At 67.6% G+C, this 12,771-nt stretch carries 12 protein-coding genes; 8 read left to right on the top strand and 4 right to left on the bottom strand.

Annotation, left to right across the window (positions count from 1 at the left end; translation table 11 throughout):
• Positions 1–23: 23 nt before the first annotated feature.
• Together BOX37_RS30775 and groL are read left to right on the top strand one after the other, a co-directional pair.
• On the top strand, positions 24–764 hold the full coding sequence (locus BOX37_RS30775; protein WP_071930666.1) for a Clp protease N-terminal domain-containing protein: 741 nt from the start codon (positions 24–26) through the stop codon (positions 762–764).
• 242 nt (positions 765–1,006) lie between these two features.
• Positions 1,007–2,632 (top strand): chaperonin GroEL, encoded by a 1,626-nt coding sequence (gene groL / locus BOX37_RS30770; protein WP_071932023.1) that lies wholly within the window; start codon positions 1,007–1,009, stop codon positions 2,630–2,632.
• Positions 2,633–2,981: 349 nt separating this feature from the next.
• On the opposite strand, the gene BOX37_RS30765 is transcribed toward groL, so the two are convergent.
• Positions 2,982–3,782, bottom strand: coding sequence for a DUF6585 family protein (locus BOX37_RS30765; protein WP_240505495.1), 801 nt, complete (start codon positions 3,780–3,782; stop codon positions 2,982–2,984).
• Positions 3,783–3,933: 151 nt separating this feature from the next.
• On the opposite strand from BOX37_RS30765, the gene BOX37_RS30760 reads away from it, so the two are divergent.
• The gene (locus tag BOX37_RS30760; protein WP_071930664.1) at positions 3,934–4,710 is read left to right on the top strand and encodes an alpha/beta fold hydrolase; all 777 of its coding nucleotides are present in this window, start codon (positions 3,934–3,936) and stop codon (positions 4,708–4,710) included.
• Positions 4,711–4,844: 134 nt separating this feature from the next.
• Here the strand turns inward: BOX37_RS30760 and BOX37_RS30755 are convergent, their stop codons facing one another.
• Positions 4,845–5,297 carry an SRPBCC family protein gene (locus tag BOX37_RS30755; protein WP_071932022.1) on the bottom strand — a complete coding sequence of 151 codons (453 nt, stop codon included), beginning with the start codon at positions 5,295–5,297 and terminating at the stop codon, positions 4,845–4,847.
• A 279-nt stretch (positions 5,298–5,576) separates the two neighbouring features.
• Here BOX37_RS30755 and BOX37_RS34490 point away from each other — a divergent pair, with 279 nt between their 5' ends.
• From BOX37_RS34490 to BOX37_RS30745, 3 genes are all read left to right on the top strand, one after another.
• Positions 5,577–5,735, top strand: a complete 159-nt coding sequence (locus tag BOX37_RS34490) for a hypothetical protein (protein WP_156910635.1) — start codon at positions 5,577–5,579, stop codon at positions 5,733–5,735.
• Positions 5,736–5,839: 104 nt separating this feature from the next.
• Positions 5,840–6,472: a TetR/AcrR family transcriptional regulator gene (locus tag BOX37_RS30750; RefSeq protein ID WP_240505118.1), complete on the top strand. Its 633-nt coding sequence runs from the start codon at positions 5,840–5,842 to the stop codon at positions 6,470–6,472.
• Positions 6,472–7,341, top strand: coding sequence for an alpha/beta hydrolase family protein (locus BOX37_RS30745; RefSeq protein ID WP_071930662.1), 870 nt, complete (start codon positions 6,472–6,474; stop codon positions 7,339–7,341). Before BOX37_RS30750 ends, BOX37_RS30745 begins: the two co-directional genes overlap by 1 nt.
• Positions 7,342–7,348: 7 nt before the next feature.
• On the opposite strand, the gene BOX37_RS30740 is transcribed toward BOX37_RS30745, so the two are convergent.
• Together BOX37_RS30740 and BOX37_RS30735 are read right to left on the bottom strand one after the other, a co-directional pair.
• The gene (locus BOX37_RS30740) at positions 7,349–9,412 is read right to left on the bottom strand and encodes a prolyl oligopeptidase family serine peptidase (protein ID WP_071930661.1); all 2,064 of its coding nucleotides are present in this window, start codon (positions 9,410–9,412) and stop codon (positions 7,349–7,351) included.
• A gap of 78 nt (positions 9,413–9,490) precedes the next feature.
• Complete coding sequence (locus BOX37_RS30735) at positions 9,491–10,030, bottom strand: AMIN-like domain-containing (lipo)protein (protein ID WP_240505117.1); 540 nt, start codon at positions 10,028–10,030, stop codon at positions 9,491–9,493.
• Between the two features lie 135 nt (positions 10,031–10,165).
• Between BOX37_RS30735 and BOX37_RS30730 the strand changes: the two genes are divergently transcribed.
• On the top strand, positions 10,166–11,146 hold the full coding sequence (locus BOX37_RS30730) for a dipeptidase (RefSeq protein ID WP_071930660.1): 981 nt from the start codon (positions 10,166–10,168) through the stop codon (positions 11,144–11,146).
• Between the two features lie 88 nt (positions 11,147–11,234).
• Positions 11,235–12,638, top strand: a complete 1,404-nt coding sequence (gene lpdA, locus BOX37_RS30725; RefSeq protein WP_071930659.1) for a dihydrolipoyl dehydrogenase — start codon at positions 11,235–11,237, stop codon at positions 12,636–12,638.
• Positions 12,639–12,771: the final 133 nt, after the last annotated feature.

Here is a 12,771-nt window from a genome sequence, read left to right as displayed (position 1 = left end):
ATGCGTCAACCTATGGTTGACGCATGAACCTCCCGAATGTCCGCCTCGACGATCTGATCGACGGCATCAAGAAGGCCCGCCCCGGCAATGTCCTCGACCAGCTCTCCGACGCCGTCGTCGTCGCCGGCCGCCTCGACGAGGTGGCCGACCATCTGATCGGCCATTTCGTCGACCAGGCCCGCCGCGCCGGCGCCTCCTGGACCGATATCGGCACCAGCATGGGCGTCAGCAAGCAGGCCGCGCAGAAGCGATTCGTCCCCAAGCAGCCCGGCGACGCGGCGGCCGCGATGGACCCGCAGGCGGGCTTCGCCCGGTTCACCGACCGGGCCCGCTCGGTCGTGGTGGCCGCGCAGGAGTCCGCGCGCGGGCTGGGCAACTCCGAGATCAGCACGGCCCACCTGATTCTCGGTCTCCTGAGTGAGCCCGACGGTCTGGCCGTGCGGGAGATCATCGCGCGCGGGATCGCCATCGACGCGGTGCGCGAGGCCGCGAACGCCGCGGTGCCGCCCGCCGGGGGTGAGATTCCGGCGCTGATCCCGTTCGACGGCGATACCAAGAAGGCACTCGAACTCACCTTCCGTGAGGCGGTTCGCCTCGGCCACAACTACATCGGCACCGAACACATCCTGCTGGCGCTGCTCGAGCAGGAGAACGGTACCGGCGTGCTCAGTGGGCTCGGGCTGGAGAAGACGGTCGTCGAGGCCGATCTGGTCGAACTGCTCTCGGCGTTCCTGGCCGCGAACTCGCCGCAGGCCGACGACTGAACTCGGTGGCGCCCGGTGCGGCCCTGCTCGCCGGGCGCTACCTTGCACTCTCACCCGTCGAGTGCTAAAAATGGCTTTGGCACTCGCGTCTGTTGAGTGCCAGGTCGGGACGGTGAGATCGGGTTCCATCGACACCCTCGGTCGTCCGTCGCGGGCACCGCACCTGGCCAGCGTACTTTGGGGCGATCCAACCTGTGGTCGTCTCGTGTGTCAGCCATAGACATGTGGAGGATCTCAACGCAATGGCCAAGACAATTGCGTACGACGAAGAGGCCCGTCGCGGCCTCGAGCGGGGTCTGAACGCCCTCGCCGACGCTGTCAAGGTGACGCTGGGCCCGAAGGGTCGCAACGTCGTGCTCGAGAAGAAGTGGGGCGCCCCCACGATCACCAACGATGGTGTGTCCATCGCCAAGGAGATCGACCTCGAGGACCCGTACGAGAAGATCGGCGCCGAGCTGGTCAAGGAAGTTGCCAAGAAGACGGATGACGTCGCCGGCGACGGTACGACCACCGCCACCGTGCTCGCCCAGGCGCTCGTTCGTGAAGGTCTGCGCAACGTCGCGGCCGGCGCGAACCCGCTCGGCCTGAAGCGTGGCATCGAGAAGGCCGTCGAGGCCGTCACCGCCAAGCTGCTCGACACCGCCAAGGAGATCGACACCAAGGAGCAGATCGCTGCTACCGCTGGTATCTCCGCGGGCGACCCGGCCATCGGCCAGCTCATCGCCGAGGCGATGGACAAGGTCGGCAAGGAAGGTGTCATCACCGTCGAGGAGAGCAACACCTTCGGGCTCCAGCTGGAGCTGACCGAGGGCATGCGCTTCGACAAGGGCTACATCTCCGGTTACTTCGTGACCGACCCCGAGCGTCAGGAAGCGGTCCTCGAGGACCCGTACATCCTGCTCGTCTCGTCCAAGATCTCGACTGTCAAAGATCTTCTGCCGCTGCTGGAGAAGGTCATCCAGGCCGGCAAGCCGCTGCTGATCATCGCCGAGGACGTCGAGGGCGAAGCCCTCTCGACCCTGGTCGTGAACAAGATCCGTGGCACCTTCAAGTCCGTCGCCGTCAAGGCGCCCGGCTTCGGTGACCGTCGCAAGGCCCAGCTGGCCGATATCGCCATCCTCACCGGTGGCGAGGTCATCAGCGAAGAGGTCGGCCTCTCCCTGGAGACCGCGGGCATCGAGCTGCTCGGCACCGCGCGCAAGGTCGTCATCACCAAGGACGAGACCACCATCGTCGAGGGCGCGGGCGACGCGGAGGCCATCAAGGGCCGCGTGGCGCAGATCCGTACCGAGATCGAGAACTCGGACTCCGACTACGACCGTGAGAAGCTGCAGGAGCGCCTGGCCAAGCTGGCCGGTGGCGTTGCGGTGATCAAGGCCGGTGCCGCGACCGAGGTCGAGCTCAAGGAGCGCAAGCACCGCATCGAAGATGCCGTGCGCAACGCCAAGGCCGCCGTAGAGGAGGGCATCGTCGCCGGTGGCGGCGTGGCCCTGCTGCAGGCCGCGCCCGCGCTGGACGGCTTCGAGGGCCTGACCGCTGACGAGGCGACCGGTGTCAACATCGTGCGCGTCGCGCTGTCGGCTCCGCTGAAGCAGATCGCCTTCAACGCCGGCCTCGAGCCCGGCGTGGTGGCCGAGAAGGTCTCCAACCTCCCCGAGGGCGAAGGCCTCAACGCCGACACCGGCGTGTACGAGAACCTGCTGGCCGCCGGCGTTGCCGACCCGGTCAAGGTCACTCGTTCGGCCCTGCAGAACGCGGCCTCCATCGCGGCCCTGTTCCTCACCACCGAGGCCGTCGTCGCCGACAAGCCGGAGAAGGCCGCCCCCGCGGGCGACCCCACCGGTGGCATGGGCGGCATGGACTTCTGATCCCCCGGATCAGCTAGCCCCCGCAAGACCCGAAGGCCGGTCCACTTCCGAGTGGACCGGCCTTCGTCGTGGCGTGCAAAGCCAGTGTGTTTCCCGCCCTTGCCGATGCGGAGGTCATCCTCGAACGTCGCGATGCTGAGAACCTCGTGCTGATGCGGTCAGAGCGTTTCGACGCGATGGTCAAGGGACTGAGCCTCGCGGCGCGCTCACTCGCGATCATCGCGAAGGGCGAATCGCCCTCTCGTGGAGGAAGTGTTCGCCGAGGAACTGCCGTGGCTTACATGGCTGCCTGCCGAGGCCCGCCCCGACTGCATCCGTGAGCTGCGCGGTCCATTCGCCGAAGGGATCGCTAGCCCACCGGGGTCAGGCGCAACCTCTCGGCGAGTTCGTTGAAGATGTAGAAGTTGGGGATGGTGCTGACCGGGGTGAGGGAGCGCCAGGTGCCCGCGGTCTTGATGCGGATGTGGCCGCTGCGGGCGTCGATGAGGTGGATGTTCTCCCAGCGGAAGGATTCGGCGCGGAAGGTGAGGGCGTCCAGGGAGAGGGACAGTTCGCCGAAGGTCACGGTGTCACCGTTGTCGATGGTGGCGACGGCGGCGGGGAGCTGGGTCGCGGTGATGGCCGATTGGATGGCGCGGGCCCATTCGCGGGCGCGGGCGAAACCCTCTTCGTCGAGGGTGGCCTCGACGCCGCCGGGGCCGGTCAGCTGCAGCAGGTAGGTGACCGCGACGGTGTCGTGGAAGGGGATGGTCTCCTGGCGCACTTCGGTGCTGTCCCAGCGGAATCCGGCGACCCGCTGACCGGAGCGATACACGGTGACACCGTGGTCGAACAGGTCGATGCGCGCGGCGCGGTTCTGCCGGTTGATCACGCCGCGCCGCAACGCCAGCAGCACCGGGAGCGCGGCGAGGGCCAGCAGTGAGACGCCGCCCTGCCATGCGCCGACGGCAGTACAGATCACGCCGATGACGGCGATGGTGCCCGCGACGATGCCGCAGCCACGCACGAAGGTGTCGTCGGCCGGGGTGGCGAGGAAGGTGTCACGGTGCGCGCCGAGATGCTGATACTCCGCCATCAGGTGTATCAGTTGGGTCAACGGCACGGTGTGCCGGGCTTCGGTCGCGTCCTCCGGCCTGTTCGGAGTGATCACTCGTCCCTCCATGAGGCTTTTTCATCCGCGGCGAAGCGTATGCGAACCGAGGGGAAATCGCCACCGCAATGCGGCAATCCGAGCAGCGCGAATCCGTGCGCCGACCGGCCGGGAAGCGAGTTGGCGGCGGCGGCGTGGATACGCTGACTGGGTGGAGTTTCTGGACGAGGGCCTGCGAACCGGCCCGGCGATCGTGTTCGTCCACGGCATCCCGGGTTCGGTCGACTGGTTCGCCGGGGTGGCCGAGCGGCTGACCGGTGCGTACCGGGTGATCCGGGTGGATGTCCACGAACAGGGCGCGCGCACCGCCGATTTCGGTGCCGAGTCCAGGGCGACGCCGATCATCGAGCTGCTCGACGAGCTCGCGCTGACCGGGGTGGCGATCGTCGGCCATTCCTTCGGCGCGGAACTCGCGCTTGCCGTGGCGGCCCGCTCGGCGCGGGTGGCCAGGGTGGTGGTGGTCGGCCAGGCGCCCGACTACCGGGCCGCGAGCATCCCGTCCGCCGCGCGCTGGGTGGTCCGGCCGTGGTCGGTCCGGCTGGCCCAGCGCTGGACTCCCGGACTCGTGATCCGCCTCGCCAACCGCGCCGTGTTCGCCCCGCGCTTCCGCTGGAGTTCCGCGCCCGGCTTGGCCGAGGCGGTGGTGCGCGATTTCCGTTCCGCGGCCCCCGCCGGCCTGGCCTACGCGGTCGGCGCGCGCGCCGCCGACCTCGCCGTCGACCCGCTCGATGCCCGGGTGGCCGCCCTCGACCTACCGGTCCTGGCCGTGCACGGCCGCCACGACCAGCTCTACGACAGCACCGAAACCCTGTCCCGCTTCGCCGCGGCGGGCGCGCGCGTTCACCTCGTCGAGCACGCGGGCCACGCGCCACAGGTCGAGCAGCCCGACGAATTCGTCACGGTACTGCGGGAATTCCTGCGCGACTGATCGGAATCCGTCCGCCCCGAACGGCCCCGGCGTCTCGCCATCGGATGGTCGTGCCGCTCGACGAGATCCGCGCCCAGCCTGCAACGCCGAGCGCCCGCCGGAAGGTCCGGCGGGCGCTCGGGAAGAACGAACGACTAGCGCTCGGCGGCGGTCTTCACCCGAGCGAGGGTCTCCTGCATTCCGGCGACGAGCGCGGCCTCGAACTCCTGCTCGTTGCCCATGGCGGTGTTGATCATCGCGCGCACCGGCGCGGGGATGCCCTTGGGGTCGACGACGCGGGTCTCGACCACGCGGGTGCCCTGCGCGGTCGCGGTGAGTTCGTAGCGCCACACGGTCCGGTTCTCGTTCATCCGGAAGGCGAGGGTCTTGTTGGGCTCGAAGGCGACGATGCGCGAGGAGGTCGGCCAGACCCGCCAGCCGTCCTTGTTGACATTGACGGTGAACGTACCGACCCGGACGCCACCGAGGGCGAGCACCTTCCAGGTGGTCGGGCTGAACTCGGGCATCCGTCGCAGGTCGGCCAATACCGACCACACCTTCTCCGGCGCGGCGGCGATATCGATGCTGGCTTCGAGATTGTTGGGCAACGGTGCCTCCAGATATGTGTGACGGTCGGTTGCGCTCAGCATAAGCACTGGTGATCCCCCGATCCTCCGCCCGTGGTCGGATTCTTTCACGATGCTCCGAACGCTGTCCAAAATGAGTGCGCCCGAATAATTTTCGGTGGACGGTCCTGTGTTCCGACATCGAGGCGGCGGCGGCGGTCGCGCGGCGGGGGTTCCTCGCGACCGGACCAAAAAAGTTCTAGGGAATTCCTGTAAAACACTCCCTGTTCACATTTGCCTCGGTATCGTCCGAGACGGCAAATGGCCGGTGACGACGACGTCACAGAGCAGCAAAATCTGGAGTGGCACATGCTTTACAACATCACTGACAACGACAGCGACGGCAACATTCTCGCCCTGCTGTTGGGCCTTCTCACCAGCTCGCTGAGCACCGGTTCGGTGCAGGGCTCGGGCAACTGAGCAGACTGTAGCCAACTTTCGGCTAACGCGCGGTAAGCCGGAAGGGCGGCCGTTGGGCCCGATCCATGACGAGGGGATCGGGCCCTTCGGTATTGTCAGCGACAATGTCACAGGATGCGAATACGGGACGAATGTATGCCGGGCAGCCCGTAGAGGACCGGCAACGCCAGCGGCGTGCGCGTTTTCTGGAGTCAGGCCTGACGGTCTTCGCGCGCGACGGGTACGCCAACAGTTCGGTCGGCGCCATCTGTAAGGACGCCGGACTCTCCTCTCGGCAGTTCTACGAGGAGTTCACCGGCCGCGAATCGCTACTGCTGGAGCTGTACGAACAGATCGACCGGGAATCCCGCGAGGCGGTGACCCTCGCACTCGAAGCCGACCCCGACGCCACCGTGCTCGACCAGATCAACACGGCCGTGCGCGCCTACGTCGAGTCGATCGGTTCCGATCCCCGCAAGGCGCGCGTAGCGCTGGTGGAAGTGGTCGGCGCCGGACCCAAGGTGGAGAAGTACCGCCTCGAGCTGCGACGCGTATGGGGCTCGCTGCTGGCCAGCGCCGCCGAGGACGCGGCCATGCAGGGTGAGATCCCTTCCGGTGACTACGAATTGCGGGTGCTGGCGATCATCGGCGCGGTGAACTACGTCGTCGACGGCTGGAGCGGCACCGAACCCCGGCCCCCGCTCGACGATGTGATCCAGGTGCTGAGCCGGGTGATCCTGGGTGCGGTAGGGGCCTGATGGCCCGGGTCGAGATCGTCGAGATCCAGGTACCCGACGGCAGTACCCTCCCGGTCCGCCTGCTCCCGGCGCGCGGCCCACATCGTCATCCGGTGACCCTCGACGCCCCGCGTCCGGTGGTCGTCATCGTGCCCGGCCTCGCCGTACCGGGCGAGTTCTACGAATACTTCGGTTCCCAGCTGGCCGCGCGCGGCTTCGACGTCGCCATCGGTGAGCTGCGCGGCAACGGTGACAGCTCGCACCGACCCGACGCCGACAGCACCTACGGCTACCACGAACTGGCCTCGGTGGATTTCCCGGCGATGCTGCAGGTGGTGCGCGACCGCTTCCCCGGCTCCACGCCGTACCTGCTCGGCCACAGCATGGGCGGCCAGCTCGCCGCCATGTACGCGGCGCGGGTGCGCGGCAGGCTCGGCGGGCTGATCCTGATCGCCTCGGGCACGCCCTACTTCCGCGGCTACCGCGGGGTGTTCGGGCCCGGCATGCTGGTCGGCACCGCGGCGGTCGCGGTCGCCGCGAACCTGGCCGGCTTCTGGCCGGGGGACCGGCTGGGCAAGCGGGCCTTCGGCCGCCAGTCCAAGGTGCTCATGTCGGACTGGGCGCGGCTGGCGCGTACCGGCCGCTTCGTGCCCGTCGGCGCCGACATCGACTACGACGAGCGGATGTCGCGGCTGAAGTTCCCCGTCCTGTCGATCACCGTCGCCGACGACGACCTGGCCCCGCAGACCTCCGCCGACCATCTGCTGAGCAAACTTCCGGCCGCGCAGCTCACCCGGTGGTTCCAGCCGGAGCCGTTGGGCCACAACGGCTGGATCACCAACCCGGACACCACCGTCGATCAGGTGGAGAAGTGGCTGCGCGACCGGTGAGCTCGGCTCAGGCCGAGCGGCGTCCCTCCATCAGCATCTGGATGAAGAACTCGTAGCCCAGCGCGCCGAGGTAGGCGGCCTGCTTGTTGTCGGCGGCGCCGCCGTGCCCGCCCTCGATGTTCTCGTAGTACCAGACGGTGCGGTCCTGGGATTCCAGCAGCGCGGCCATCTTTCGCGCGTGGCCGGGATGCACCCGGTCGTCGCGGGTGGAGGTGGCCAGCAGGATCGGCGGGTACTGCTTGTCGGGATCGGTGTTCTGATACGGCGAGTACTCGCTCAGGTAGGCCCATTCCTCCGGCTTGTCCGGGTCGCCGTACTCCGCGATCCAGGACGCGCCCGCCAGCAGCAGGTGGTAGCGCTTCATGTCCAGCAGCGGCACCTGGCACAGGATCGCGCCGAACAGTTCCGGGTACCGGGTGAGCATCACGCCCATCAGCAGGCCGCCGTTGCTGCCGCCGACCGCGCCGAGGCGATCGGGGGTGGTGATGCCGCGCGCGACCAGGTCGCGCGCGATCGCGGCGAAGTCCTCGAAGGCGCGGTGGCGGTGTTCTTTCAGTGCGGCGGTGTGCCATTCGGGGCCGTACTCGCCGCCGCCGCGGATGTTGGTCATCACATAGGTGCCGCCGCGCGCCAGCCACGCGGCGCCCGCGCCACCCAGATACCCCGGCGTACGGGAGATCTCGAAGCCGCCGTAGCCGCTCATGATCGTCGGCGTCGGAGTGCCGCGCCGATCTCGATGGCGAATCACGAAGTAGGGCACCGAGGTTCCGTCATCGGAGGTGGCGAAGAACTGCTCGGTCTCGATGCCCTCGGCGTCGAAGTACTCCGGCGATTCCTTCAACACCACCGGGCTCTCGCCGACGGCGGTGCTCAGCAGGGTGGTCGGCGTGGTGAAACCCGTGGTGGTGAGCATGAATTCGTCGCCGCCCTCGAGCGGGTCGAGATTGTTGATCGAGGTGGTCGACATGGCGGGGGTGTCGGGCAGTTCAGTACTGGTCCAACCGTCGGGGCCGGGTGTGAGGACCCGCAGTTCGGTCTGCACATCGCGCAGGGTGGTCAGGATCAGGTGGTGCTCGGTCCAGCCGTAGGTGTGCAGCGAGGTGTGCGGGTCCGGCGCGAACAGCACCTCGAATTCCCGGCCACCGCCGAGGAATGCGGGTAGATCGGTGACGAGCAGGCTGCCGGGCTCGTAGGTCGTGCCGCCGACCTCCCATGCGGTCTTGAGCCGCACCGTGAGCCAGTCGCGGTACCAGCCGACATCGGCGTCGGTCGGGGTCTGCACCAGGCGCCATGAGCCGTCGTCGTCGAGCAGGTAGACCTCTTCGTTGAAGAAGTCGGTGGACCTGGCCACGTAGTGGCGCTCGAAGCCCGGGTGACGGTCGTAGCCCGCGCCGATCGACACATCGCTCGCCTCGCCCTCGTACACCGTGTCGGCCGTGGCCAACGCGGTGCCGCGCGCCCAGCGCTTGGCGATGCGCGGATACCCGGAGTCGGTGAGCGAGCCCGGCCCGAAATCGGTGCCGACGTAGACGGTGTCGGCATCGATCCAGCCGATCCGCGACTTCGCTTCGGGAAGGAAGAAGCCACCGTCCTCGGGAGCGATGAACGTCCTTGTCGTCATGTCGAATTCGCGTTCGACGGTCGCGTCCGCACCACCGCGGGACAGATGGATGATGGCGCGTTCCTGCGAGGGGCGAAGCACCGCCGCGCCCGCCCACACCCAGTTCTCGTCGTCGGCCTCGGCCAGGGCGTCGACATCGATCAGCACGTCCCAGTCGGGCTCGTCGGTGGCGTAGGACTCGAAGGTGGTCCGGCGCCACAGCCCCCGCTTGTGCTCGGCGTCGCGCCAGAAGTTGTACAGCCACGGTCCGCGCCGCCCGGGGAAGGCGATTTTGGTGTCGTCGTCGAGCATCGCGAGTACGTCTTGCTCGATATCGGCGAATCGTTCGGTCGAGGCGAACCGCCGCGCCACCACCTCGTTGCGGGCGCGCGCCCAGTCCAGTGCGCCCTCGTCGGTCACGTCCTCGAGCCAGAGATAGGAATCGGTCACATTCTGCTCAACGCCGGTCATCCCCACATTGTTGCCGATGTGGTGGATCGCATCAGCGGGCGGAGGTGCCGACCAGGTCAGAACGGCCAGGGTGGTGGGTCACCAGTGGTGGGCGACGTCGATCACCACGCGCGATCCCGCACCGGGACCGTCGAGCGTCATGACCCGGAACGGGAGCCGGGCGCGGACGCCGAGGCCGAGGCCGGACTGGCCTTCGAACGAACCGGCCCAGGATGCCTGCCGGAAGGTCTGGTAGCCGCGCATGTCGACGAGTTCGGTGCGGTCGGCCGGGCGGTAGGTGCTGTTGCCGTCCTCGTCATAGGCCGGGGCCTGGACCATGACGTGCAGGAACGCGCCACCGCGCAGCGGGACCGGGTCACCGGAACCGTCCTGGGTGACCCGGTCGGTGTAGGCCACCCGGTAGCCGCCCGCCGGACCGGTGAGGTCGACGACGAGCCGGTCGAAGCAGTGGTGGCGGCCCGCGCGGACATCGCCCACGGTGGCCGGGGCATAGTCCGAGGCGAGCTTGTCCAGCGAGCCCCAGCTGTTCCCGCAGGAGGACGGGGTGGCCGCGGCGGGCAGGGTCGACAGGCTCGCACAGGTCGCGAGGGAGGCCAGGAATATGAGGAAGCGACGCACGTCGCACCGCCTTCGGGCAGTGGGTGAAGTTACTTGTTGATCGGACAGATCGGGCAGCGCGTTAGCGTCGGTCCGGTTCCGGGACGGCCGCGAAACGTAGAATCGCTGGTCACGAACGAGAATCGGAGGTGATCGGTGCCGCCACGGCTGTGGGAACAGCACTGCTGTCTGCCGCTGCGCCAGACGGCGCGGATCGCGGAACTTGCCAGGTACCCGCTCGGGTCCTACCTGTCGGTGAACGTCGGCTACTCGGCGCAGAACACCGCGGATTCGCTGGCGCTGCTGCACCAGTTCCGGGACGAGGCGGCGGTCGATCCGCGGTTCCGGTTGGTCGAGTCCCTCGCCGATGTCGGCCGCGACGATGTCATCGCCCTGGCCTTCGACCTGGAGGATTCCGCGCCGCTCGGCGGCGATCTCGACACTGTCGAGCTGTTCCACCGGCTCGGCGTCCGCTCGCTGCTGCCCACCTACAACCACGCCAACGCGGCGGGCTGTGGATGCCTGGACGCGCACGACACCGGCCTCACCGGCTACGGAAAAGACTTGGTGCGCAAGCTCAACGAGGTGGGGGTGTTCGCCGACGGCTCGCACTGCTCGCGCCGCACCGGCCTCGACATCGCCACCCACACCGCGGTTCCGATGATCTACAGCCACTCCAATTTCGCCGCGCTGTGGGAGCATCCGCGCAACATCACCGATGACCAAGCGCGGGCGTGCGCCGCGACCGGCGGTGTCATCGGTATCAACGGCGTCGGAATCTTCCTGGGCCACAACGACCCCGACGACCATCAGGGCCGTCTCACCGCCATGGCCGACCACCTTCGCTACGGTGTCGACCTGGTCGGCATCGACCACATCGGCATCGGCTCGGACTACTCCTTCGACGGCGAGGAATTCAACGACGAGATCCGCGACAACCCCGCGGCGTTCTCCGACTCCTACACCCGATGGGGCCCACTCCAATGGGTCTCGCCCGAAGAACTACTGGGCGCCCGTGGACTGGACGACCTCCTCGCCACCCGGGGCTTCACCCCCGGCGAACGCGCCGCCCTCTTCCACGGCAACTTCGCTCGCGTCGCGCAGCAGGTCTGGCGCACCCCGGAAAGGGCCCGGTGATCACCGGGCCCAGGGAGGAGTCGGGTGTATCTCACCTATGTGGGGGACGGGTGGGTGAAGTGTTCGAAACAGAGTTAGGCTCGGTGCCGTGACTTCCCACTACGATGTCGTCGTTCTCGGCGCTGGTCCCGGCGGATATGTCGCCGCGATCCGCGCCGCTCAACTCGGCCTGCGAACAGCGATTGTCGAGCAGAAATACTGGGGTGGCGTGTGCCTGAACGTGGGCTGCATCCCGTCCAAGGCACTGCTGCGCAACGCCGAACTGGCCCATATCTTCCACAAGGAAGCCAAGACCTTCGGCATCTCCGGTGAGGTCAGCTTCGATTTCGGCGCGGCGTTCGACCGCAGCCGCAAGGTGGCGGACGGGCGCGTCAAAGGCGTGCACTTCCTGATGAAGAAGAACAAGATCGACGAGTTCGACGGCCTCGGCACCTTCACCGGCCCGAACTCCCTCGATGTGGCCCGCACCAAGGGCGGCGTGGAGACGATCACGTTCGACAACGCCATCATCGCCACCGGCACCACCACCAAGCTGCTGCCGGGCACCCAGCTCTCCGACAATGTCGTGACCTACGAGGAGCAGATCCTCACTCGCGACCTGCCCGGCTCGATCCTCATCGTCGGCGCGGGCGCGATCGGCATGGAGTTCGCCTACGTCCTCAAGAACTACGGCGTCGACGTGCGGATCGTGGAATTCCTCGACCGCGCGCTACCCAATGAGGACATCGACGTCTCCAAGGAGATCACCAAGCAGTACAAGAAGCTCGGCATCACCATCACCACCGGTGCGGCCGTGCAGACCATCGACGACGACGGCTCCAAGGTCACCGTCCAGATCAAGGACAACGCCTCCGGCGCGGTCGAGACCGTCACCGTCGACAAGGTGCTGCAGGCCGTCGGCTTCGCGCCCCGCGTCGAGGGCTACGGCCTGGAGACCACCGGTGTCGCCCTCACCAACCGCGGCGCCATCGAGATCGACGAGTACATGCGCACCACCGTGCCGCACATCTACGCCATCGGTGACGTCACCGCCAAGCTGCAGTTGGCGCACGTCGCCGAGGCCCAGGGTGTGGTCGCGGCCGAGACCATCGGCGGCGCGGAGACGCTGACGCTCGGTGACTACCGGATGATGCCGCGGGCCACGTTCTGTCAGCCGCAGGTCGCGAGCTTCGGTCTCACCGAGCAGCAGGCTCGCGACGAGGGCTATGACGTGAAGGTCGCGACCTTCCCGTTCACCGCCAACGGCAAGGCGCACGGCCTGGCCGATCCGACCGGCTTCGTGAAGCTGATCGCGGACAAGACCCACGGTGAGCTCCTCGGTGGGCATCTGATCGGGCCTGATGTGTCCGAGCTGCTGCCGGAGCTGACGCTGGCGCAGAAGTGGGATCTGACGGTGAACGAGCTGGCTCGGAATGTGCACACGCATCCGACGTTGAGCGAAGCGCTGCAGGAGGCCATCCATGGCCTTGCTGGGCACATGATCAACTTCTGATTCGCGGGTTTCGGGGCCCGGTGCCGGTTGGCACCGGGCCCCTTTCTGTGTGCGGGCAGGTTTTCTTGTATTTCTTTTCGGTCAAATTGCCGGGGAGAGATTTGGTTAATCGGTGTCGGTAGCCGATGATCTT

This window comes from Nocardia mangyaensis, assembly GCF_001886715.1.
GTDB lineage: Bacteria > Actinomycetota > Actinomycetes > Mycobacteriales > Mycobacteriaceae > Nocardia > Nocardia mangyaensis.
This window is presented reverse-complemented; position numbering and strand designations above follow the sequence as displayed.